The organism is Rhizobium sp. NPDC090275 (assembly GCF_044772225.1).
In the GTDB taxonomy this organism is placed as follows: domain Bacteria; phylum Pseudomonadota; class Alphaproteobacteria; order Rhizobiales; family Rhizobiaceae; genus Rhizobium.
Window position 1 is genome coordinate 529,356 of sequence record NZ_JBIVYL010000004.1, and the last position, 24,135, is coordinate 553,490.

General features: G+C 62.0%; 18 protein-coding genes. 10 read left to right on the plus strand and 8 right to left on the minus strand.

All coding sequences use genetic code 11. The annotated features are described in order from the left end of the window. Window positions 1–89 precede the first annotated feature (89 nt). Genes ACIQUB_RS13585 through ACIQUB_RS13600 form a run of 4 tightly spaced genes read left to right on the plus strand, consistent with a single transcriptional unit; the run spans window position 90 to window position 5,306 of the window. Window positions 90–1,097: an ABC transporter permease gene (locus ACIQUB_RS13585; protein ID WP_402930199.1), complete on the plus strand. Its 1,008-nt coding sequence runs from the start codon at window positions 90–92 to the stop codon at window positions 1,095–1,097. A 1-nt stretch (window position 1,098) separates the two neighbouring features. Then, window positions 1,099–2,232, plus strand: coding sequence for an ABC transporter permease (locus ACIQUB_RS13590; protein ID WP_402930201.1), 1,134 nt, complete (start codon window positions 1,099–1,101; stop codon window positions 2,230–2,232). A 14-nt stretch (window positions 2,233–2,246) separates the two neighbouring features. Continuing rightward, the gene (locus tag ACIQUB_RS13595; protein ID WP_402930203.1) at window positions 2,247–3,914 is read left to right on the plus strand and encodes an ABC transporter ATP-binding protein; all 1,668 of its coding nucleotides are present in this window, start codon (window positions 2,247–2,249) and stop codon (window positions 3,912–3,914) included. A 21-nt stretch (window positions 3,915–3,935) separates the two neighbouring features. Beyond that, entirely contained in the window at window positions 3,936–5,306 is a 1,371-nt protein-coding gene (locus tag ACIQUB_RS13600) for an alpha-glucosidase/alpha-galactosidase (RefSeq protein ID WP_402930205.1), read from the plus strand. A 57-nt stretch (window positions 5,307–5,363) separates the two neighbouring features. Here the strand turns inward: ACIQUB_RS13600 and ACIQUB_RS13605 are convergent, their stop codons facing one another. Further along, window positions 5,364–5,744 carry a hypothetical protein gene (locus ACIQUB_RS13605; protein WP_402930207.1) on the minus strand — a complete coding sequence of 127 codons (381 nt, stop codon included), beginning with the start codon at window positions 5,742–5,744 and terminating at the stop codon, window positions 5,364–5,366. A 178-nt stretch (window positions 5,745–5,922) separates the two neighbouring features. On the opposite strand from ACIQUB_RS13605, the gene ACIQUB_RS13610 reads away from it, so the two are divergent. From ACIQUB_RS13610 to ACIQUB_RS13635, 6 genes are all read left to right on the plus strand, one after another. Continuing rightward, on the plus strand, window positions 5,923–6,849 hold the full coding sequence (locus ACIQUB_RS13610) for an ArsR/SmtB family transcription factor (protein WP_402930209.1): 927 nt from the start codon (window positions 5,923–5,925) through the stop codon (window positions 6,847–6,849). Window positions 6,850–6,956: 107 nt separating this feature from the next. After that, window positions 6,957–8,468 (plus strand): alpha-N-arabinofuranosidase, encoded by a 1,512-nt coding sequence (locus ACIQUB_RS13615; protein ID WP_402930211.1) that lies wholly within the window; start codon window positions 6,957–6,959, stop codon window positions 8,466–8,468. Between the two features lie 247 nt (window positions 8,469–8,715). Then, window positions 8,716–9,816 (plus strand): ABC transporter ATP-binding protein, encoded by a 1,101-nt coding sequence (locus ACIQUB_RS13620; protein WP_402930214.1) that lies wholly within the window; start codon window positions 8,716–8,718, stop codon window positions 9,814–9,816. Continuing rightward, window positions 9,809–10,744: a carbohydrate ABC transporter permease gene (locus tag ACIQUB_RS13625; RefSeq protein ID WP_402930216.1), complete on the plus strand. Its 936-nt coding sequence runs from the start codon at window positions 9,809–9,811 to the stop codon at window positions 10,742–10,744. The genes ACIQUB_RS13620 and ACIQUB_RS13625 overlap by 8 nt, the downstream gene beginning before the upstream one ends. Beyond that, complete coding sequence (locus ACIQUB_RS13630) at window positions 10,741–11,592, plus strand: carbohydrate ABC transporter permease (RefSeq protein ID WP_112949450.1); 852 nt, start codon at window positions 10,741–10,743, stop codon at window positions 11,590–11,592. Before ACIQUB_RS13625 ends, ACIQUB_RS13630 begins: the two co-directional genes overlap by 4 nt. Before the next feature lie 82 nt (window positions 11,593–11,674). Beyond that, window positions 11,675–13,000, plus strand: coding sequence for an ABC transporter substrate-binding protein (locus tag ACIQUB_RS13635; protein WP_402930219.1), 1,326 nt, complete (start codon window positions 11,675–11,677; stop codon window positions 12,998–13,000). Window positions 13,001–13,069: 69 nt separating this feature from the next. On the opposite strand, the gene ACIQUB_RS13640 is transcribed toward ACIQUB_RS13635, so the two are convergent. The 7 genes from ACIQUB_RS13640 to bcsN all read right to left on the minus strand — a co-directional run bounded on the left by ACIQUB_RS13640 (window position 13,070) and on the right by bcsN (window position 23,410). After that, window positions 13,070–13,738, minus strand: a complete 669-nt coding sequence (locus tag ACIQUB_RS13640) for an HAD-IA family hydrolase (protein WP_402930221.1) — start codon at window positions 13,736–13,738, stop codon at window positions 13,070–13,072. 129 nt (window positions 13,739–13,867) lie between these two features. Further along, window positions 13,868–14,035 carry a hypothetical protein gene (locus tag ACIQUB_RS13645; protein ID WP_165936891.1) on the minus strand — a complete coding sequence of 56 codons (168 nt, stop codon included), beginning with the start codon at window positions 14,033–14,035 and terminating at the stop codon, window positions 13,868–13,870. 121 nt (window positions 14,036–14,156) lie between these two features. Next, a complete protein-coding gene (locus tag ACIQUB_RS13650) occupies window positions 14,157–16,529 on the minus strand; it encodes a cellulose synthase (protein ID WP_402930301.1) in 2,373 nt (790 codons plus the stop codon). Continuing rightward, the gene (locus ACIQUB_RS13655; RefSeq protein ID WP_402930224.1) at window positions 16,526–17,578 is read right to left on the minus strand and encodes a glycosyl hydrolase family 8; all 1,053 of its coding nucleotides are present in this window, start codon (window positions 17,576–17,578) and stop codon (window positions 16,526–16,528) included. Before ACIQUB_RS13655 ends, ACIQUB_RS13650 begins: the two co-directional genes overlap by 4 nt. Next, window positions 17,575–20,151 carry a cellulose biosynthesis cyclic di-GMP-binding regulatory protein BcsB gene (locus tag ACIQUB_RS13660; protein WP_402930226.1) on the minus strand — a complete coding sequence of 859 codons (2,577 nt, stop codon included), beginning with the start codon at window positions 20,149–20,151 and terminating at the stop codon, window positions 17,575–17,577. The genes ACIQUB_RS13655 and ACIQUB_RS13660 overlap by 4 nt, the downstream gene beginning before the upstream one ends. Then, on the minus strand, window positions 20,151–22,340 hold the full coding sequence (gene bcsA, locus ACIQUB_RS13665) for a UDP-forming cellulose synthase catalytic subunit (RefSeq protein ID WP_402930228.1): 2,190 nt from the start codon (window positions 22,338–22,340) through the stop codon (window positions 20,151–20,153). The genes ACIQUB_RS13660 and bcsA overlap by 1 nt, the downstream gene beginning before the upstream one ends. A gap of 59 nt (window positions 22,341–22,399) precedes the next feature. Continuing rightward, complete coding sequence (gene bcsN / locus ACIQUB_RS13670) at window positions 22,400–23,410, minus strand: cellulose biosynthesis protein BcsN (protein ID WP_402930230.1); 1,011 nt, start codon at window positions 23,408–23,410, stop codon at window positions 22,400–22,402. Window positions 23,411–24,135: the final 725 nt, after the last annotated feature.

Consider the following 24,135-nt stretch of genomic DNA (forward strand, 5'->3'; position numbering starts at 1 on the left):
GGACCGGTCGCGCGTGATGCGCGGCCGGGCAAGATCAACAAGCCGGCCGCACCGAAAGGCGCGACTGGCAGCAAGGAGAAACGAGCCCGATGTTACGCTTCCTGCTCGTGCGCATAGCGTCCGCCATCCCCGTCCTGATCATCCTGAGCATCGTGACCTTCGCGATCATCCAGGCTCCGCCGGGCGACTATGCCGACTACATCCGATCGCAGCTGATCAACCAGAGCGGCGCGTCCTTCGAAGCCGCCGACGCCCAGGCCCAGGCCTACCGCGTTGCCCATGGCCTCGACCAGCCGATGGTCATCCAGTATTTCGCCTGGATCAAGGGCATCGTCACCCAGGGCGATTTCGGCTACAGCATGTTCTACAACAAGCCGGTCGCCGACGTCGTGGCCGAGCGCCTGCCGCGCACGCTGCTGCTCGCGCTCGTCTGTCACATCTTCGCATCGGTTCTCGGCATCGGCTTCGGCATCTGGGCGGCCACCCGCCAGTACAGCTGGATCGACAGCCTGCTCTCCGGCGTTTCCTTCCTCGGCATGACGGTGCCGCGCTTCCTGATGGCGCTGATCATCGTCTACCTCCTCGTCTTCCAGTTCAACGTCTCGGAGATCGGCAGCTTCTTCTCGCCGCAATATGGCGGAGCGCCGTGGTCCTGGGCGAAATTCGTCGACCTCCTCAGTCACGTCTGGCCTGTTGTCGCCATCGCCACCTTCGGCGGGCTCGCCTACAACATGCGCGTCATGCGCGGTAATCTGCTCGATACGCTGAACGCGCAATATGTCGAGACGGCCCGCGCCAAGGGCCTGTCGGGCAGCGCCGTCGTGATGCGCCATGCGGTGCCCAATGCGCTGCACCCGCTCGTCATGTACCAGGGCGTCGTGCTTCCCTACATGCTGACCGGCGAAATCGAGACGGCGATCATCTTCTCGCTGCCGACAGTCGGCCCTGCCATCGTCGGCTCCATGGCGATCGGCGACGTCTATGTCACCGCCACCTTCATGATGGTTCTTTCGGCGACGCTGATCGTCGGCAACATCATCGCTGACATGCTGCTTGCCATGCTGGACCCGCGCGTCCGCCAGTACGGAGGAGCCTGATATGCTCGCCTTCGATTCCGCTCCCCCGCCGCCGCACGAAGAGACCGTCAAGGGCCTGCAGAACGGCAATGAAAGCTATCTGTCGCTGGTCTGGCGTCGCCTGCGCCGTTCCTGGACCGGCATGATGGGCCTCGTCCTCGTCGGCCTGCTCCTCTTGATGGCCGTGTTCGCCGATTTCTTCGCGCCGATGGACCCCAAGGCCACCGATACCGGCTTCGCGCCGCCGCAGATGGTGAGCTTCCACGACAAGGACGGCAATCTCACCTATCCGCCGCGCGTCTATGCGTTAGGCGAATCCGAGGAGCTCGATCCCGTCACCTTCCAGCCGATCGTCGGCCCCGACTACGACAATCCACGCCTGCTCGGCTTCTTCGTCAAGGGCTCGGAGTACAACCTTCTCGGCCTGATCCCGACCGACCGCCACTTCTTCGGCTCCGTCGATGGGCAGCCGGTACATTTCCTGGGCACCGACAAGTTCGGCCGTGACGTTCTCTCTCGCGCCATCATCGGCTCGCGCATCTCGCTCACCATCGCACTGACCGTCGTCTTCATCGTCACCGTCATCGGCACCACCGTCGGCATGGTCTCCGGCTATTTCGGTGGCTCGTTCGACGCCTGGGTACAGCGCTTCGTGGAGATCGTGCTCGCCTTTCCGCAGCTGCCGCTCTATCTGGCGCTGACCTCGCTGATCCCGGTGACGGCGCCGACCAATGTCTTCCTCGCCTTCGTTATCGTCGTCATGTCGGCGCTCGGCTGGGCGCAGATGTCGCGTGAGGTGCGCGGCAAGACGCTGGCGCTTGCCCGTATCGATTACGTCCGCGCGGCGATGGCCGTCGGCGCCACCGACCGGCGCATCATCTTCCAGCACATCTTTCCGAACGTGATGAGCCACGTCATCGTCGCCGTCACGTTGCATATCCCGAGCGTCGTGCTGCTCGAATCCTTCCTCGGCTTCCTCGGCTTCGCCGTGAAGCCGCCGCTGATCTCCTGGGGGCTGATGCTGCAGGACACCGCGAACTATTCGGTGATCGGCACCTATCCCTGGATTCTCGCCCCCGTCGGCTTCGTGCTCGTCACCGTCTTCGCGTTCAACGCGCTCGGCGACGGTCTGCGCGACGCGGTCGATCCCTATTGATTGAGGTGAAGAACATGGCTCTCGCACTCGTCAACTCGTTTGCCCCGCCCGTCCGTTTCGATCACGATGCGCACAAGGAAAGCCCCGTCATCGACGCCCGCAACATCGGCGTCAACTTCAAGGTCGAGCACGGTACCGTGGAAGCGGTGAAGGACATTTCCTTCCAGCTCTACCGCGGGGAAACCATCGCCATCGTCGGCGAATCCGGCTCCGGCAAGTCCGTGACGGCCCGCACCGTCATGGGGCTCTTGTCGAAGCGCGCCGTCGTCGCGCCGAAATCCACCGTAGACTATGACGGCGCCAACATCCTGAAATATCCCGAACGCGAGCGCCGCAAGCTGCGCGGCGACCGGATCTCGATGATCTTCCAGGAGCCGATGAGCTCGCTGAACCCGATCTACACGATCGGCAGCCAGATCGTCGAAGCGATCCGCGTGCACCGCAAGGTGAGCAAGAAGCAGGCGGAAGCGCGTGCGCTCGAACTGCTGAAGCAGGTGCAGATCCCCGATCCCGAAGCGCGCCTGAAGCAGTATCCGCACCAGCTGTCCGGCGGCCAGCGTCAGCGCGTGATGATCGCCATGGCGCTCTCCAACGAACCCGACGTTCTGATCGCCGACGAGCCGACGACCGCGCTCGACGTGACGGTGCAGGCGCAGATCCTCAACCTCATCCGCAAGCTGCAGAAGGAAATGCGGATGGCGGTGATCCTGATCACCCACGACCTGACCGTCGTCCGGCAGTTCTCCGACTACGTCTACGTGATGCAGCACGGCGAGATGCGCGAGCACAACACGACGGAAAAGCTCTTCGCCAATCCGCAGCACAGCTACACCAAGCATCTGCTGAGTTCCGAGCCGCGCGGGCAGGCGAACCCGCTGCCGGAGGGCTCCGAGGTCATCCTCGACGCCAAGGGCGTGCGCGTTTCCTTCATGATGCGCCACGGTAGCTTCTTCAAGCCGGAGCTGAAGGAACTCGTGGCGGTCGACAGCCTAGGGCTGACGCTGCGCAAACACGAAACGCTCGGCCTCGTCGGCGAGTCCGGCTCCGGCAAGACGACCTTCGGACAGGCGCTGCTGCGGTTGAATGACGCCGATAATGGCGAGATTTATTTCGACCGCCAGCCGATCCACGGCAAGTCTCGTACCGAGATGCGGCCGCTGCGCTCACGGATGCAGATCGTCTTCCAGGACCCGTTCTCATCGCTCAATCCGCGCATGACGATCGGCCAGATCATCGAGGAAGGGCTTGTGGTCAACAAGCTCGGCGCGACCAAGGCCGAGCGGCTGGACCGCGTACGCGAGGCGCTGATCGCGGCGGGCATGCCGGGCAATATCCTGTCGCGCTTTCCGCATGAGTTCTCGGGCGGCCAGCGCCAGCGTATCGCCATTGCCCGAGCCATCGCGCTCGAGCCGGAGTTCATCCTGCTCGACGAGCCCACCTCGGCGCTCGACCTCTCGGTTCAGGCGCAGATCATCGAATTGCTGCGCAAGCTGCAAGACGAGCGCGGCCTGAGCTACCTCTTCATTTCGCACGATCTCAAAGTCGTGCGTGCCCTCTGCCACCGGGTGATTGTCATGCAGCATGGCAAGATCATGGAAGAGGGACACGTCAACGAAGTTCTCACCAATCCCAAGACCGCCTACACCGAACGGCTCGTCAAAGCCGCTTTCGAGGTAGCCTGATTGCCAATGCCGGAGGATATTATGGCAAGAAACCCCAAGATCACCTTCATCGGAGCTGGTTCCACCGTCTTCATGAAGAACATCATCGGCGACGTGCTGCAGCGACCCGCGCTGTCGGGAGCAACCATCGCCCTGATGGACATCAATCCGCAGCGCTTGGAAGAAAGCGCCATCGTCGTCAACAAGCTGATCTCGACGCTGGGCGTCAAGGCTAAGGCCGAGACCTATTCCGACCAGCGCAAGGCGTTGACAGGTGCCGACTTCGTCGTCGTCGCCTTCCAGATCGGTGGCTATGAGCCCTGCACGGTGACCGACTTCGACATCCCGAAGAAGTTCGGCCTGCGCCAGACGATCGCCGATACGCTCGGCGTCGGCGGCATCATGCGCGGCCTGCGCACGGTACCGCACCTGTGGAAGATCTGCGAGGACATGCTCGCCGTCTGCCCGGAAGCGATCATGCTGCAGTACGTCAACCCGATGGCGATCAACACCTGGGCGATCGCCGAGAAGTATCCGACGATCAAGCAGGTCGGCCTCTGCCACTCGGTGCAGGGCACGGCAATGGAACTCGCCCACGATCTGGATATCCCCTACGAGGACATCCGCTACCGCTCGGCCGGCATCAACCACATGGCCTTCTACCTGAAGTTCGAGCATCGCCAGCCAGACGGCTCCTACAAGGATCTCTATCCGGATCTCGTCCGCGCCTATCGCGAGGGACGTGCGCCGAAGCCGGGCTGGAACCCGCGTTGCCCGAACAAAGTGCGCTACGAGATGCTGACCCGCCTCGGCTATTTCGTCACCGAAAGCTCCGAGCATTTCGCCGAGTACACGCCCTACTTCATCAAGGAAGGCCGCGAGGACCTGATCGAGAAGTTCGGCATCCCGCTCGACGAATATCCGAAGCGCTGCATCGAGCAGATCGAGCGTTGGAAGGGCCAGGCGGAAGCCTATCGCTCGGCCGACAAGATCGAGGTCAAGCAGTCGAAGGAATATGCCTCCTCGATCATCAACTCGGTCTGGACCGGCGAACCCTCCGTGATCTACGGCAACGTCCGCAACAACGGCTGCATCACCTCGCTGCCGGAGAATTGCGCCGCTGAAGTGCCGTGCCTGGTCGATGCATCCGGCATCCAGCCGACCTTCGTGGGCGATCTGCCGCCGCAGCTCACCGCGCTGATGCGCACGAACATCAACGTCCAGGAACTGACGGTTCAGGCGCTGATGACGGAAAATCGCGAGCATATCTACCACGCCGCGATGATGGACCCGCATACGGCGGCCGAACTCGACCTCGACCAGATCTGGGCGATGACGGACGAACTGCTGGCCGCGCATGGCGATTGGCTGCCGGCATGGGCGCGCACCGCCCGCAAGGTTCAGGCCGCCTGACCAACTCTCTCCCGGTCACGGCCTCAAGAAGTCCCGCGGCTCAGCCGCGGGGCTTTTTCAGCGTCTCTGAACTGGCGGCGATTGTGGCTGGGGCTGTTGCTGACGTTGGTTCAACGGCAGCACATCCTGGAAACCGATCTCGGGGCAGCCGCGAACATTGGCGAAGATGATGTCGCGCCGTTCGCCCCATTCCGTCAGCCCTCGGAGCGTTAGCGTGTCGTTGTCCTGATAGACGACATTGGTGCGGATGATACCGGCGCGCCGCGCGAGGTTCTTCGCCTGGCTGACATTGCACTGCCCCTCGGACGGCGCCACGCTCCAGATGGAGGTTCCCCGGCCGTCGTTCTGCCAGCCTTGGGCTGCCACCAGCGTCGGCGCCAGCGCGGTCAGAAGCAGGAATGTCGTGCGGAACGTGGCTCTCAAGATCGGCGACCCCATGTTGCGATGATCCACTCTTAGCATGGGATCATGACCACGACGGAAACGCAGCCGGTAAAATTAGCCGGGAATGGAAACGCATGAACAAGCAGGCGATTTCAATTCGGGCAATTGAATAAATCAAAATATTCGATATACAACAGCAATACGCATTTCATCTTCCACGAACGGGATCCAAATGAGCCGCAACTTTCTTGTCGTCGATCCCGCAGAGGGCATGCCCATTCTGAAGGGACTGGCATCGCCGGCAAGGGTTTCCGTTTTGAAGCTCCTGCATGAAAAGGGGCCGCTCAACGTCAACGAAATCGCTGATATCCTTGAGCTGCCGCAGTCCAGCGTCTCGACCAACGTGCAGATGCTGGAGGAGGCGGGGTTGATCCGCACCGAGACCCAGAAGGCGCGCAAGGGCAACCAGAAGGTCTGTCACAGCGTCTATGACGAGATCCTCGTCGTCTTCAAGAATGAAATCAAGGAAACCGAACCAGATGCGATCGAGGTGGCGATGCCGCTTGGTCTCTACACCAGCTACGATGTGACCGCGCCCTGCGGTCTCTGTTCGGTGGATGGCATCATCGGCCTGCTCGACGTGCCCAACACTTTCCTTGATCCGGATCGCATGAAGACGGCGCTGATCTGGTTCACGCGCGGGCATGTCGAATACCAGTTTCCCAACAACGCCAGACTGACCAACACCCGCATCCGCGAGATCGAGTTCGTCATGGAGCTGAGCTCGGAAGTGCCCGGCACCAGTGCCGACTGGCCCTCCGATATCACGCTCACGGTCAATGGCATCGACATCGGTACCTGGACGTCTCCCGGCGATTTCGGCGACAAACGCGGGGTTTTTACGCCGGATTGGTGGAAACTGAAGGGTTCGCAATACGGCAAGCTGAAGAGCTTTCGCATCAACGACGAGGGCGCCTTCGTCGATGGATTGCGCATTTCCGACGTGGCGCTTTCGGACCTGAAGCTCGACGAGCATCACTCGATTCGCCTGCGGATCGGCGTGCGCGACGACGCCAAGCATCCTGGCGGCATCAATATTTTCGGCCGCGGCTTCGGCAATTACGACCAGGACATCCTGCTGCGTATCAGAACACGCTAGACTGTACCCGATTTTCTGAATTTTGCCCTTGACCCCGTCCGAGGCTTCCGCTTTATTCACCTTAAATTGTGATATAGATCACAAAGAATGATATAGTGGAGGATATCATGAAGGCTGCGGTCACCGCGCACAGCAAATACACGATCTCGGACATCGACCCGCGCCTGTACGGCTCGTTCATCGAGCATCTGGGCCGCGCTGTCTATACCGGCATCTACGAACCTGACCATGCGACCGCCGACGAAAACGGCATGCGCAAGGACGTGATCGATCTCGTCAAGGAACTCAACGTTCCGATCGTGCGCTATCCCGGTGGCAACTTCGTCTCAGCCTATAACTGGGAAGACGGCGTCGGCCCCAAGGAAAGCCGCCCGACGCGCCTCGACCTCGCCTGGCACACCTCCGAGAGCAACCAGGTCGGCATGCACGAATTCGCCGAATGGTGCGTCTCGGCCAAGACCGAGATGATGCTGGCCGTCAACCTCGGCTCGCGCGGGCTCGATGAAGCCCGCAACTTCCTCGAATACGTCAACCATCCCGGCGGCAGCGAGTGGAGCGACAAGCGCATCGCCAATGGCCGCTCCGAGCCTTGGGATGTGAAGCTCTGGTGCCTGGGCAACGAGATGGACGGCCCCTGGCAGATCGGCCACAAGACGGCCGACGAATATGGCCGCCTGGCGCATGAGACCGCCAAGGCCATGCGCGCCTTCGACAGCACGCTGGAGCTGGTCGTCTGCGGCTCGTCCAACGCCCACATGCCGACCTATCCCGAATGGGAAGCGACCGTTCTCGACCACACCTACAACGAGGTCGATTACATCTCGCTGCACATGTATTTCGAGAACCGCGCCAAGAACACGGCCAACTATCTAGCCCGCAGCATCGAGCTCGACAACTACATCGGTACGGTTGCCGGCGTCATCGACTACATCAAGGCGAAAAAGCGCTCGACCAAGGACGTCTACATCTCCTTCGACGAGTGGAACGTCTGGTACCATTCCAAGGAGCGGGATAAGGCGACGCTCGCCGGCGCCAATGGCTGGCCGCATGCCCCGGCGCTGCTCGAGGACGACTACAATTTCGAGGATGTGCTGCAGGTCGGCTGCATCCTGAACACCTTCATCAACCGCGCCGATGTCGTGAAGATCGCCTGCCTGGCGCAACTGGTCAACGTCATCGCTCCGATCATGACGACGCCTGGTGGTGCCGCATGGCGCCAGACGATCTTCTATCCCTACTATTTCGCTTCGGTCTATGGCCGCGGCACGGCGCTGAAGCTGATGGTCGACAGCCCGGCCTACGAGGTCGAGGATGTCGGCAGCGTCCCCTATCTCGACGTCTCGGCCGTCCACGATAAGGACGCCAAGACCGTCACCTTCTTCATCGTCAACCGCCACGGCACGGAAGCGCTCGATCTCGACGCCAGCCTGCTTGAATTCGGCAACCTCAAGGTCATCGACGACCAGGTCGTCGCCCATTCGGATCTCACGATCACCAACACGGCCGAAAAGCCCGACAATGTGGTGCCGGTGAAGGCCAGCGGCTCCGTCTTCGCCGATGGAAAGCTGACGGCGAAGATCGCGCCATTGTCCTACCGCGTGATCCGGCTGCAGGCCTGATCCATCAAATCACGATAGCTGATACATATCGAAGATATGTTGACATCGTAATTGTATGATTTAACGTCAGCGCACCAGATTTGACGTGCCACTGGGAGGAGAAGATGGGAGCAACAGCTTCTGTTTTGGCACCATCATGGACGGAAGGCGGCCTGCTTGTCGAAGCAGGCGCCATTCGCGCCGTTTCGTGCCAGCCATGTGTTCATATCGGATTTTCGGATTCTGACTGCAGTGTGGGAGCAGCCGGATGACGGCGAATATCGAAATCAGCAATGTCAGCAAGCGCTACGGCTCGATGACCGTGCTCGACGGCCTGTCGCTATCGATCAAGGCCAACGAGTTTATGGTTTTCCTCGGCCCCTCCGGCTGCGGGAAATCCACGCTTCTGAGGATGATCGCAGGGCTCGAAAGTGTCGATGAAGGCACGATCTCGATCAACGGCGAGCGTATCGATACGCTGCCACCCGGCCAGCGCGACATCGCCATGGTGTTCCAGAGCTACGCGCTCTATCCGCACATGACGGTCGCCGACAACATGGCCTTCGGCCTGCGCAACATCGCCGTGCCGGCCGACGTGATTTCGGCACGTGTGGCGGAAGCCGCCCGCATGCTGGAGATCGGCCATCTCTTGGAGCGCAAGCCCGGCCAGCTCTCCGGCGGCCAGCGCCAGCGTGTCGCCATCGGCCGCGCCATTGTCAAGGAGCCGAAGGCATTCCTCTTCGACGAGCCACTGTCGAACCTTGATGCGGCGCTGCGCGTGCGCACCCGCGTCGAGCTCGCACAGCTCCGCAACCGCGTGAAGTCGACGATGATCTTCGTCACCCACGACCAGATCGAGGCGATGACGCTCGCCGATCGCATCGTCGTCATGAACAACCGCAAGATCGAGCAGATCGGCTCACCGATGGAGATCTACTCCCGCCCGGCCAGCCGCTTCGTCGCCACCTTCGTTGGCTCACCGACGATGAACTTCCTTGATGTTGCTATCTCCGAAGAAAACGGCTTCGTCAGCGCCAAGCTGCCTGACGGCACGCAGCTCAAGACCGCCATCCGCGCCGCCGGCCTGAATGGCGGCAGCCATGCGCTTGGCATCCGTGCCGAGGCGGTGAAGCTCGCCAACGGCGTTCCGGCCACGACGACGGGCAAGGTCGATGTGCTTGAGCGCCTGGGCGACCGCACACTGCTCTATACCAGGCTCACGGACGGAAGTGTCATTGTCGCCGAGGATATCGGCAACAGCCGCGTCGCGATCGGCGACGAGGTGGGGCTGACGCTCGATGGCAGCAGAACGCATCTCTTCGACGCCGAGGGCCGCGCCTGGCACAATGAGGAGCCGGGCCATGGCTGAGACCACCCTCTCGGGCACCGCCACGCTCGCCAAGGCTGCCACGCGCCTGAAGGTGCAGAACATCAATGCGCCGCTCTGGCGCAATGCGGTCTTCGTTCTGCCCTATCTCTTCTTCTTCGTCACATTGCTGGTCGTGCCGCTGTTCTGGGGCATCTGGCTCAGCCTGCACAAGGCGGATGCCTTCGGCGTCGGCCGCTTCGTCGGCATCGACAATTACTTCCGGCTGTTTCGCGACAAGATCTTCATCCAGGCGATCGGCAACACCTTCTACTTCGTGCTGCTCACGGTTCCGGCGCTCGCCATCATCGGCTTGATGCTGGCACTCGCCTTGAATCGCAAGACGCGGACGGCAGCAGCACTGCGCACGATCTATTTCTCCTCATCGGTCCTGTCGGTCACTATCGTCACGCTTATCTGGCGCATCGTCTTCATCGGCAATTTCGGCTTGCTCGCCACCATCTACGGCTGGTTCGGCGCCACGCCGCCGGCGTTTCTCTCCGATCCGAAGCTGGCGATGATCGGTATCGCGATCGCGACCATCTGGTGGTGCATCGGCCTGCCGATGATGCTGTTTCTCTCCGCGTTGCAGCAGATTCCGGGCGATGTCTACGAGGCCGCGGCGCTCGACAATGCCAGCCGCTGGCGCACGCTCTGGTACATCACGCTGCCCTCGATCCGCCGCACCTTCGCGCTGGTCGTGATCATCCAGATCGTCCTGCAGTTCCAGCTGTTCGGCCAGGCCAAGCTGATGACCATGGGCGGCCCGAACAACGTCTCCAAGCCGATCGTTTTCTACATCTACGAAGCGGCCTTCACCAAATGGGATCTAGGGCTGGGTGCTGCGGCTTCCGAAATCCTCTTCATGCTGATCCTCATCGCTGCCATGGCGCAGTACGTCATTTCGCGCCGGAAGGGAGAAGAAGGATGAGTGTCGCAACAGGTGGCAATATGGTCGGCCGTTCGCTGGGCGACCGCGTGATCCTCTTCCTCGCCATCCTCTGCGCGCTGGTGATGCTTGCGCCGGTGCTGTGGGTGATCGGCCTGTCGTTGAAGGACAACAAGGAACTGATGGCGGACATGAACTCCGTCTTCAACGCGCCCTATACGATCAACAACTATATCAACATCCTGGCGACCTCATCGGTATTCCGCTGGGTGCTGAACAGCGTGATCGTCGCTGGCGGGCTCACTATCGGCACGCTGGTGCTGTCATCGCTTGCCGGGTACGGCTTCGCGCGGCTGAACTTCCCCTATCGCAACACGCTGTTCATCATCGTGCTCCTGGGGTTGGCTGTTCCGGAACAGGCGGTGCTGATCGCCCGCCACCAGCTGTTCAGCTGGCTGAAGTTCCACAACACCTATCACGGGCTGATCCTGCCCGGCCTGTCGGCACCCTTCGGCGTGTTCCTGATGACGCAGTATTTCCGCGCCATCCCCAAGGAACTCGACGAAGCCGCACTACTCGACAACGCCAGCCGCTTCAAGATCTTCTGGAAGGTGCTTTTGCCGCTGACGGTTCCGGCGCAGGCGACGCTCGGCATCTTCACCTTCCTGGGCGCCTGGAACGATTACTTCTGGCCGCTGATCTCGGGCACAAAGAAGGAAATGTATACGCTGACGGTCGGCATCGCCTCGACACAGACCAACTTCGCGCAGTCGGAAGGCCTCGGCTTCCTGATGTCGCAGGCGGTCTTTGCCAGCGCGCCGATCCTCGTTCTCTACCTGTTTTTCCAGAAATACATCGTGACGGCAGTCTCCGGCGCCGCCGTGCGCTGAGGCTTTACGCGATGACGTCGCAACCGGCTTCCGGGGAGGAGGCCAGCCAAAGGGGCAAAGCCCCAAAGAGGAGGAGAAGGGCATGACACATCATTTGAGGAAATACATGCTGGCGGCGGCGTCTGTGATCGCGCTCGTCGGCGCGTCGCCGGCATTCGCCGCAACCGAGCTCACAGTGCAGCGCTTTTTCGGCGCCTGCGATGCCGATTGGGGCAAGAACACCGATGTCAGCAAGGCCGTCGGCGAGTGCGGCATCATCACCTCGCTGATCAACAAGTTCAACGCCGACAACCCCGATGTGCACGTCACCGTGACCACCGTCGAATGGCCGGGCTATGACCAGCTGACCGCGCAGTTCGCCGCCGGCGATCCGCCCGATATCGTCACCATCCATCAGTCGGTTCTCGCGGACTACCAGAGCAAGGGCCTGATCATGCCACTCGACGACGTGCTGAAGTCCGTCGGCGTCGCCCCGACCGATTTCACCGACGCCAGCCTCGGCGGCGTGACCAAGGACGGCAAAATCTACGGCCTGCCGATCGACAACTGGACCATGCTCTACCACATCAACATGGACCTCTTCAAAAAGGCGGAACTGGTCAACGCCGATGGCACGCCGAAGCTGCCGACCAGCCCGGAAGAGCTGCTCGCTCAGGCCAAGCAGTTCAAGGAGAAGACGGGCAAGCCCTATTTCGTGCAGAACCTCGCCAACGAAGTCGCGCTCTATACGCGCAACCTCTACACCTATCTCTTCCAGCAGGATTCCGCCTTCTTCGCCGATCCGAAGCAGGGGAAGATCAACACGCCCGAGGCCAAGAAGGTCCTCGAGATGTACAAGGCGATCTATGACAATGGCGATACGGTCAAGGATCTCGACTACGCCGCCAGCATCAATGCCTTTCTCGCCGGAGAAGGCGGCGTGCATCTGAACGGAACCTGGGTGATCGGCGATTACAATGCCTCGTCCGAGACGGCAGGCACCGCGCTCAACAAGGGCGGTTACGCCGTCTACCCGTATCCGCAGCTCTTCGCCGGCAAGAAGGCGCAGTATGCGGATGGCCACAGCTGGGCCGTGTCGACCAAGGATCGTTCCGACGAGGAAAATGCCGCGATCGGCAAGTTCCTGAAGTTCTTCCACGACAATGATTTCGACTGGTCGCGTACCGGACACCTGCCGGCGGTCAAGGCTGTGCTCGACTCCAAGGAGTTCAAGGCGCTGCCGCATCGCGACACGATCGCCTCGATCGCGACGCTCGGCACCGCCTTGCCCTCGACCGTCCAGCGCCAGTTCGCGATCCAGGACATCATCGGCCAGGAAATGAGCGCCGCGATCACCGGTCAGAAGGACGTCGATGCCGCCCTTACCGACATGGAGTCGCGCATCAACGAGTTGCTTGCCAACATCTAAGGCTCACTCTCTCCCGAGCCGAAGAGCAGATGCCCGCCGCAGGTCTCGCGGCGGGCATTTTCATTTTGCTTACTTGCCGAGGCCGACTTTGCCGTCCTCGTAAATCCGAACCTTGACGTCCTCGTAGGAGTGGAGCGTCGGGTGCGAGGTTTCGAGGTCGTGGTGCTGGGTCGCCGTGATGACCAGGACATCGGAGCCGGCGGCTTCGCCTGCCAGGATACCCGCCTGCACGTCTTCGAACACCAGGCATTCGCTCGGGCTGAAGCCCAGACGCTCGGCGCCCAGGATGTAGCATTGTGGATTGGGCTTGCCGATCTCGACATCCTCGGCGGTCACGATGAATTTCGGGATCGGCAGGCCGGCGGCTTCCAGGCGCTTGTGCGCAAGCCGAAGCGGCGACGAGGTGACGATCGCCCAGCGGTCTGTCGGCAGCGCAGCTAGGAATGCGGCAGCGCCAGGTAGCGCGAAAACGCCTTCGACGTCATTGATCTCGGCTTCCGTGATGGCGGCGGCTTCCGCAACCGGATCAACACCCGGCAGGTTCAGCTTGGCGATCGTATCGACGCCGCGCGCGCCGTGCATGGTCGGAAGAAACGCCTCGACATCAAGCCCCTGCCGTGCGGCCCATGCGCCCCAGACGCGCTCGGCGGCGAGAAGGGAGCTCAGGATCGTGCCGTCCATGTCGAAAAGGAAGGCGGAGTAGGGGCGGTCGAAGCAGGAAGGCGTGGTATCCGACAATGGACGAGCTTTCTCATCTGTGACGGACAAACGTGCTCGCCCGTCTTCGTTTTCTCGCCAGCGGGGATACCTGATCCGCCCCGACATTGAAACCGCCCAGAAGGAGAAAACCCGAGCTCCAGGCCCGGATCAGTGTAGATCCAGGCTGAGCTGCTGGCCCTTGATCTTGGGCAGCGGCAGTCCGATTTCGATCTTACCGAAAACGCGGCGGCGTCGTTCGGCATCGCGCTCTCGCTCCGCCCGCGACGCGGCCACGACCGCCAATGCGTTTGCTATGACTTCCTCAGTTCTTGTCATACGCTTACCTCGCTATTTGTTCTTGTTATGTTCTGTTTTTAGAAGAACGTCAAGAGCGGTCAGCTCAAGCCCGTTTTGCGAGGGACTGATCGCGCAGGCGCGTCGTTGAAATGAAGTCGAATTATTCCTTGGCGTCCGGGTGCGTTGCGGCCTTCAGGTCCGCCAGCCCACGATATCCATCCTTGCTGCCGACGGATGCGGCGGCATTGAAGATGCGCTCGGCGTCTCCATACATCTGCAGGTTCAGGTAGCTGTAGCCCCTGAGGACCATCAGATCGATGCGTTCCTGCTGCAGTTGTGCGCGCTGGTCGAGATAGACAAGCGCTTCGCGGTAGCGTTTCGCCGTGAAAGCGGCAAGGGCACGATCGGCGAGGATGGAGACCTGGAGTTCTGCGGCCCGCTGGCGGGTCTGCGGCGCTTTGGTTGCCGCGACGGCGGCATTGTTGGAGAGCCCGGCGCGCAGATAGGCGAGGCTCTGTCCATAGGCCGCGTCCTCGCGGACCTTGCGGGTGGGGCTGGCGAGCGCCGCCTCGAAAGCCTCAACGGCCTCCATCGGACGGTTCAGGTCCATCAGGCACCAGCCGCGGTTCAGCGCGCTTTGGGGATCGAGCAGCCGCGCATCGACCGTCGTCGAGCATCCACGGATCTGGCGCGCGCCACGCGTGGCAGGGGCGGGTCGCGATGCCTGCTGTATCGGCTCCGCCTGTCGCGGCATCGGGCGTTCGGCGGGCGCAGCCGCGGCCACGACGGGAGCGGGCTCGGCGATCACCTGCGGCTGGTAGGTCTGCGTCTGCGGCGCCTGGACCTGTTGCGGCTGAACTTGCCGAAGCTGCGGAGCCTGACCGGGTCCGGGAAGGGGCGCGCGCACTTGCGGCGTCAGGGCCGAGGTCTCGCCGAGTTGCGCGATGCGCGCCGAGCGCCCCGCCCACAGGCGCTGCACTTCCGCGACGCCTCGGTGGTCGTTCAGTTGCTCGCGCGTGATCACCAGGCCGTAGGCAGACGGTTCGTCATCCGGTTTCCAGCGCAGCGCCGTTTCAAACCAGCGCGCAGCCGTCTGGGGCTGATTGAGCGAGCGTGCGTACCAGCCGAATTGCTGCGCTGTCGGCACGTATTTCTGCGCGATGATCTCGGTGGCGATGCGGCTCAGCACCTCCTCAGGAATATTCGCCGGCGGCTGTAGTGCCATGAGGTTGGCTGTGGCGGCGAGATAGGTCGCGGTCGCGTCCTTGGAATCGCCGCGCCACTTGTACATGACGTCTTCGGCTTCCTGCTCCTTCTTCTCAGCGATCAGCGCCAAGGCGAGGCCTTGCGAAGCGCTGGCGGAATCTTCCTTCGCGCGCGCTGCACGGAACCACTTTTCCGCGTCAGCGTAATTCTCGCGGCGCAGATGATACCAGCCGAGCAGGAGATTGTCGGAAGCGAGCCCCTGTGTTTCGGCCAGTCGCTGCACCAGCGTCAGGTAGTCGGGCGATACGGCGAGGTCGGGATTGGCATTGCCGGCGGCGACGAAATTGCGCGCGAGGTCGTTGCGAATGCTGTCGAATTCACGACCGCCGTTTCCATCCGGTCGCTCAAGCCCGAGGAGAACCTGCATCGGCGCATATGGCAACAGGCCGGACGCCTTTTGCATGGTCGCCAGACGCTCCTGCGGATTGGTGCAGGCCTTTAGAATATAGGTATAGGCATCCTGCGCCCGCTGCGTGCGGTCGGTGCGGGCGAAGGCTTCCGCCACACGCCACAGCACGTCGATATCGGCGCAGGTGAGCAGGCTCGGCGTCGCCGCGCCAATCTGCACGACGGTCGCATATTGTTTCAGGTCAGAGGCGTTCACCAGGCGTGCACGCGCTTCCGCGACGTCCAGGCGGTCAAGCAGGTCGGCCGGCGGCTGCCAGCCGGCTTCGGCGGCCTGCCGGTCGGCGATCGACTTGCGAAGTTCGGCGTAGCGGCCCTCGGAATAGAGCTGCCACATGGCCTCAAGCTGTTTGTCCCCGCTCTGGGGAACGGCGAGCGGATCCGCCGGGGGCACCCAGTTCGGATAGAGCGCCTGAAGTCGCGATATCTCGGCCTGTAGTCTCGCCTTGTCGCCGCGGCTCGCGAAATAGCGAAGCGCGCTTTCGTCGACCTTTGGCGCCGCAGGCTGGGCGTTCGTAGGCGCGGAGGCTGGTCTCTGCGCTGCTGGTTGTTGTGACTGCGGCTGCGGCTGTGCTTGGGCGACGGCGTCTGGTTGTGGGGCGGCGGGTTCGCCTTGCGGCTGTGCGTTGATCGGGGCCTGTGCGCCTGCTGTTGCCTGTATCTGCTCGGCGATCGACTGCATATCCGCCGGCTGCTTGGGTGCGCCGTCGGGGCCACTGATCCGCCCCATCAGCATCAGCTGAGGCGCTGCGGCGGGCTGGTTGAGGCCTAGCATATCCTGAATGGCGGCGCGATCCTTCAGCGCGGTGACAAGACCTGCCACCACCACTGCGACCGACACTGCAACAAGCGAGGATTTCAAAGGCACTCTGGATGTTTCTCCGCGACGAAGGCCAACCCCAGGAGTTGAAGGGTCGATGGATAGTAGAGCGATGGCGCGAACTGCCGGGACGACGCGGGCAGCTTCGTTCCTTTTGCTACACAGGCCACAACATCGTTAACAATTCGATAACCAGCATCATCAAGTGATTGTTTCGGCTGGCCGTCTTTCAAGTTGATCGTTGCCGGCGCACCATTGCCGGCGGTCATTCCCGACGATAATCGTAAGAGCAGTTCCTTGTCCGAAACTCCCGCCCGGGCGAGGTAAAGCGGGATGCGGATGGCGTTGTAGCCGAACTCCGCATCGAAACCCTCGGCCGGTTGCGGCTGACGGTGAAGGCTCACCCAGTCGGCTGGCAGCTTGCGTGGTCCGAATTGCATGGTGCGCAGCAATGCCAAACCGTCCTCGGTCAGCGCACCCCATGCGTCGGACGGGGCGAGCAGTGCCATGACGGGAATGGCCTCATAAATCCAGTAGGACGGGTTGATGACCGGGCCGTCCTTGCGGCCGGGAGCGTTGAAGCCCTCGACACCGGGTAGCAGAATTGTCCGCCCGCCCGATTTGACGACGGCGTTGGCCAGAAGCGCGTTGGCGATCTTGGCGGCAGCTTCGAGGTAATCGTTGTTTTTCCAGGCAGAGCCTGCCAGCGCCAGCGCATAGGCGATCAGCATGTCGCCATCGGATGCATTGTTGGCGTCGGTGACATGCGGCTTGGCCGATGGATCCCATTTCCAGACGGCAAGTCCGTCGTCGCGCAGCAGCAATTCGGTCCGGGTAAAGTACCAGATCTGCTCGAAATCGGCCTGGTCGTTTGCAAGATAGGCGAGCCACATGCCGTAGCCCTGGCCCTCGCTATGGCTGATATTGCCGTTGGCATTGTCGATGATGCGACCGGTGGGGTCGAGGAACTTCGCCTTGTAGGCACTCCACGACGCGGCATCGATCTTCGCCGTCTGAGCGAACAAGGGCTGCTGCAAGCCAAGCAGCGATGCGAGCGCCACCGCCACCATTATCGTCAGCCACCCCCTCATTGGCGGCGGCCCAGTCTTCCAAGCATGCCAGCCGTCGCAACGCCGATCAGCAGCGACAAGACGACGAGCAGCACCGCGTAGGACAAGACGTTGGTCGAGAGCCAGTTCGCCGCGATCAGACGATAGTTGGCGAAGGTCCAGGTCTCCGTCGCGATGAAATCGAAACGGCTGACCGGCACCGTATCGATCTTGCCGGTCGCGGCCGAATAGGTCGTCACGTGGCCCTCGATCTCGGGCCAGTTCAGCTGTGACGTCATGGCATCAGCACCTTCCCTGAGATCTTTGGCGGATGGCGCGGTCACGATCGTCCAGGTGCCGTTGCCGGCCGTATTCGCGCCTTGCGCGATCAGGAAGCTGTTCGTGTTGGAGGGCGTAAACACCTGCTCGGCGCCGGGTATGAACTGCAGCGTGCTCAGCGAAATATCGAAGTTGCGACGCAGCCATTCCTGAAACGAGGTGATCTGGCCCTGCCAGACGCCGCCGCTCACCTTGGAACGCCATTCGTCGAACATGACGTTGGTCTCGCTCGGCGTCGTCTGTGTCGCGGCGAGCGGCCGCCATGTTGCCTGGCTGGTCGTCGCGATGTTGAGCTGCGAGAGAACCGCCTGCGGCATCTGCGAGATGGAGCCGACGAACATGGCGTCGCGGTCGCCGATCGCGCCCGGCGAGGCAGCGGGTTCGACGTCGATCGGCCGACCTGCCATCAAGGCCATCTGTCCGAGTACGGTTGCCGTGGCGGAGAGCGTGTCGGGGTCTACGCGGTCAATGAAGAGCGGAGTCGGAGATGCAGCGCGGCTGTAGGGGTAGCCGGTACCAGCGAGTGCTGCCAGATTGGGGCGTTGGCCGACCCGTGCGAAGTCGGGCATGTGAAACTCGCTGGTGTCGAACAGCGCGAAGCGCGGTCCCGCGCCGGCCGCCGTTCCCGGCACGCACACATTGTCCTCATCCGTCTGCAGGATCGTTTCGATCGATACCGAGTTCAAGCCGGGCTTGAAGTGTCGCATTGTCACGCGGATCGGCAGATGGCGATAGATGCCGCCGCCTTTCGTGGTGATCGGCAGCGTCGAGGCGATGTTGCCGTTGACGTAGACATCGATATGGCTGCCTGGCAGCACATTCTGCGTATAGGCGGCATCGAGCAAGACCGTCGCCTCGCCGTAGGCGTTGGCGTAGAAGTCGGCCGGTACGGCGATGTTGAAGGTCGTGCGGAAGCGCCGTCCCGAGAACTCGGTCGATTTGACACCCAATTGCGAGAAGGCGATCGTCCTGTCCGAGAATATCAACGGCGCATCGGGCGCGGTCCACCGCTGCGTTGCAAGTGCGTCGCGACGCACTGTGACGGCGCGGTCGGTGGTCGAGACGATCGTCTCGATGGCTGTCGCGATCGCCGGCCAGGATGGTCCGGTGATCAGAAGCACGGTCTGGCCGGAGCGGGGATCGGTTGCGAAGGTTGCAAGCGGCGCCGTCTGCGCGGCGACCGGTACGGCAAACAGCGGCTGCAATTCGCTAGGCGTGCCAACCACGACCGTCATCCGCCCCGGAGACGAAGCGGGCAGGGAGCCGCTCGTAAACGACATGGTCTGGTTTGGCATGCCGCTCAGGATCGAGAGACCCTGCACCAGCCTCAGGAGCGGCTTCGTGGTTCCCGGCTGCTCGAGCGCGGGCACGACGAAGTTGAACGCGGTCTGGCCGGCGCCGTCGACGCCGATCGCGCGGATGGCATCCGTGCTGGAAAACTTCGCGGCCTCTTCGCCAACAAAAGTGAGATAGGTCTGCGAGGGGTCGATATCCGACCAGAGCTCGTACGTCGATTGCACGGTGCAATCGGTGCGGTGGCGTTGCTTTGCTTCGATTGTGAGCAGGTTAGCCCCCGGCTGCAGCAGGCGCGGCGGGATGCTGAGGGAAACGGTCGACGCTCCATCCGACGAGCCGACGGGCTGCTCTCCAATGACCCTGTTGTTGATCAGGATCGTGAATTGCGAGCTCTCCGGCGCGACGACGATGGCGTTCTGGTAGGTGAAGTTGAAGGTTGCCTGTGCCGCCGCCTGCTCGGGCGTCAGGTAGACAGACCACGACTTGCGGTCATATTCGCCGTCCAGCCCAAGCTTTGCGAAAGGAACGACGTAGCGGCGCGATGTGCCGGGAGGCAGTGGAGCGGACGCCGTTGCGGTTGCCGGTTTCTGTGGCGGCTGTGCTGCTGGCGTTGCAGTCTGCGCTACTGGTGCTGGCGGCGATGCTGGCCCTGTCTGCATGGCGGGTGCATCCGCCTGCGCTGGCGGAGATGCCGGCTGTTGCGCGGTTGGTGTCGCGGGAGTGACGGCGAAAGGCTGCAGAGGTGTCACGGCTGCCGGCGGGACGGCGGGTGCGGGTGTCGCGGGCGGCTGTGTTGCGATCGTCGGCGCCGGCGTTGTTGTCGGAGCGGAAGCAGGGGGCGTCGCCGGAAGCGTCAAGCGCGGCACGGCGGGAATTGCCTCCGGGGGACGTTCACCCGACATGTCGAATGGCGACGTCTGCGCGTAGGCCAACGCCGTGGCGGCAAGCAGGAAGCCGAGGGATGTGGCGATCTTCCGCATCAGCCATTCACCTTCGAGACTTGCCGCTGCTCTTCACGCTCCGGCCGCATGCTGCGGAAGAAATAGACTAGGCCGCGGCTCGTTTGGTAAAACGCAAGGCCGACGAACCAGATCGTTCCGCGGATCAGGCCGGGGTTACGGCGGCGGCCCTCCTGGAATTGCGTCCACTGCGCCGAATTCGCAAACATCAGGTCGGCGATCAGGCGGTGATCCAGCGCGCTCTTCGGAACATACTGGCAGCCCACTGCAAGCAGCCCGTCCGTCGGCTGAATGTTGCGCACCACGAGCGGCAGCGTTTCGAGATCGGCACCGCTGAACGGACGGAAGCGAACTTCGCCTTCCACGCCGACCAGCGACTGCTCCAGCTGCTTGTCGAACACGTGCAGGCGAGCGCCATGCACCGACACGTCCTCGATGGACGCCGTGTACCACTTGCCATTGATGCCGAACTCCGCCCGGCGGTTGACGCGCACGCGGCGAGAGGAGGCGCGTTCGCCGCGTTCAGACACGACGCCCAGCGCGCAGCCTGCCATGATCAGGTTGATCAGGTTCCAGCCGCCGACGACGAGCGTGACGTCGGCCTTATAGGGCTCGGTATAGATGCGATAGATGGTGACGATCAGCGCGATGATTTGCACGGCGAAGATGACGAAGAAGGGACGGCTGATTTCCGACAGGCGGCTGACGGCGATCGACTCGTCCTTGGCGGTCACCTTGAAGGTCGGCTTCCTCGGGTTCAGCATGACGGAGATTACCGCCGGCAGCAGATGCACAGTCTGCACATACTCGTAGAGCTCGGAAATCCATGGCCAGCGGAACGAACCATAGAGGTAGTTCTGCATGATCAGGTTCACGAGCATGTAGGCGAGCGTATAGGCCAGGAACTCGCCGCCGGAGGCGGTGAAGATCTCGAGGTCGAAGAACAGGTAGCATAGCGGCGCGAACAGGAAGACCGTGCGCGGGAAGGGGAACAGCCAGAAGAGCGTCGACGACATGTAGCAGAAGCGCTGCGGGATCGTCAGGCCGCGCTTGAGGAGCGGGAAGCGGAACCTGAGGATCTGCATCATGCCCTGCGCCCAACGGCTGCGCTGGCCGATGAAGCTCGCGAACGTTGCCGGCTGCAGGCCGGCGATCAGCGGCTTGTCGACATAGATGCTGTTCCAGCCGCTTCCGTGAAGTGCCAGCGCCGTCTCGCAGTCCTCGGTGATGCTGATACCACTGAAACCGTTCTGCGATTCCAGCGCCTTGCGGCTCAGAACCGCCGCCGAGCCGCAGAAGAAGGCCGCGTTCCACTTGTCGAGCCCGCGCTGAATGATACCGTAGAACATCTCGTTCTCGCTCGGCATGTTGTCGAAGGTGCGCAGATTGCGCTCCAGCGGATCGGGATTGATGAAGAAGTGCGGCGTCTGCACCAGGAAAAGCTTCGGATCGTCGTCGAAATAGCCGACGGTCTCGAGCAGGAAGTCGCGCGCCGGCGCGTGATCGGCATCGAAAACCGCGATCAGCTCGCCGGTCGAATGCTGCATGCCGTTGTTGAGGTTGCCGGCCTTCGCATGCTCGTTGCGTTCGCGCGTGAGGTAGCGGACGCCGATCTCCTCGCAGAGCTGCCTGAGCTCGTTGTGGCGCGCGACGGCTGCCTGCGCCTCGAGCAGCTTGTTCGAGTTGCGCTTCTGCACCGTCCCGCCGTCGTCAAGCAGCCAGACGGTCAGCTTGTCCGCTGGATAGTCCATCGCCTTGGCGGCCGAGAGCGTGTTGGCGAGAAGGTGGGAGTCCTCGTTATAGGTCGGCACGAAGACGTCGACATGCGGGAACCGCTGGAGTTTGCCTACGCGCGACGGGCGTGGCGGAAGAGGCGTTGCGACGATGAAGAGGCTGAGCGCCAGCATCGCCACGCTGTACATTTCAGCGAGATATAGCAGCAGGCCGGGAATGAAATTTTCCGGCTGATTGACCGGTGGCAAGGTGTTGGTCGTTCGCCAATAGACATAGCGCATGACGATCGCGGTACCGAAGGCAAGTGCGATCAGGCGCCATGTGCCTTCACCCTTCAAGCCCTTGATGATCGCCATGACGGCAACCACGGTGATGCTGGCGATCAGCTGCGCCTGCAAATTCACCGGCAGGGTCACCAGCGCGACCACACAGATCGCAACCACTGCCCAGATCAAGATGCTGCGGGCCTTATGCATCGGCGTTCCTTCAAAGGCATTGTGCCGGTCACCGTCACCGGTGCCGGCCTAGCTTATCGTCATCTCTGGCAGGCGGCACTTGCCACCGTGTTGCCGATGCAGTCGGGCGACGGCACGTTCACGCCGCTCGCTGTCATCGTCTGCTGTGGGGTTTGTTGGCGCGCCGACGTGCCCGGTATCGCGGGTGCGTTCATCGGCGCCTGCGGCAGGTTTTCGGAAAGGTCGGGGCCCGGCACGCGAGGGCCTATCGCTTGCGGCAGCGCCGGGGCTACCGGTGCCGTGGCGGCCGGACGAATAGCTGCGCGGCGCACCGGCGTGGGACGCGAAAATGTCTGCGTCGGGGCCGGTTCGTAGCCGATCGGCATCGGCGTCGAGCGGTAGCCGCCTTCGTCGGGATAGATCGGGTTTCCGGGACGTCCAACGGTCGGGTCCCCGCCCTGCATCGTGCCGTAGGGATTCCAGATTTCGCCGTTGAAGGTGCCGATCACGGTGTAGCCGTACATCACGCCCAGCAATTGGCGCTCGGTTGCGCGCGCATCACACAGGCGCAGGCGAACCTGAATCATGCCGAAATTGCGGGCGTGCGTCTGGTCCGAGCGGCTGGAACGGATCTGTTGCCATCCGTAGACGCAGGTATCGCCGCTGCGGCTCGTGCCAGAGGCATAGCCGAAGGGGCCATAGCTGTTTTGCAGGAATGTCGCGGAGCGCGCCATCCGCACGCCGGGGACAGACACAGCCATCTCCCGCGAAATGGTGCTTTCATTGACCATCTTGTAGGTGGAATTGCCGGCGCCCGGGTTTTCGCCGCGACCCCCGAGAAACTGCACCTTGAGGAAGTTCTGGCCGGGGACCGAGGACGAGGTGAACAGCGAAATCGACTGATCGACGCCATTGCCGCGCTTCTGCTCGACGACGCTCACGATGGAGGGGCCACCGGGTGGCGGCAGGACAAGCGCTTTCTCGCTCGCGATTGTTTCAGCGGCGCTCGGCTGTCTGATATTTCCGGTCGATGTGCAGCTGGCAGCAAGACCAGCCAACCCAGCAAGGGCCATCAATCTTAGCAAACCCATGTTTCCGATCGCCGCAATCGTATTTCCCCGTATCCGGCGCAATTTTGGCGCCTGGACTTCGAATCAACGACCTGACGGCCGTTAATCATTCTAAACGACGGATATGGTTAACCAATCGTTAATTTGCGGGTCATTGAAGTGGTGGCGGTTGGGTTCGTGAACACAAAAAGTTGCTTGCGTCGATACGTCGCCATCTCGGTGATGATGTTCAGGCGTTCTAAGTCTTCGCGGTGAGGAATTAGATGGGGCTAATAAGAAAGTTGAAGAAATGCTTTAGATGGAGAGTTCGGTGCCCAAAATGCGTCTTCCGGTCTGTGAGAAAGCAGCCGACAGAGGCGTCGTGATAGTCAAACGACGGTCATTCATGAACGTCCTTCATTGCCTTATGCGGATTTCGGCATCTTAACATGGTTCGGTCGAACTGTTACCTAAATGCCAAGACGGGGCGCAGGCTCCGGTCTGGTGTTAAATACGGGATATAAAACAAAAAACTGGAAGCAGAGGCGAAATGCGCGGCTGTTTCCTCATGGACGTGCGCAGGTTCTTCGAGACAGGCGAGCGGCAAGCGAACATCGCTTTGGCCGCTTGCGGGTGGGGTCTCTAAGGCCACTTTTCACAATGGAATACAGTCTGGCGGAGGGCCAGGGGGAGGAGGGAACCAGGGTTGCTCGGTTGAATCGAGCCCAAGTAAAGGCGAATATAGTGCAAAATAAAAACCAGCGGCA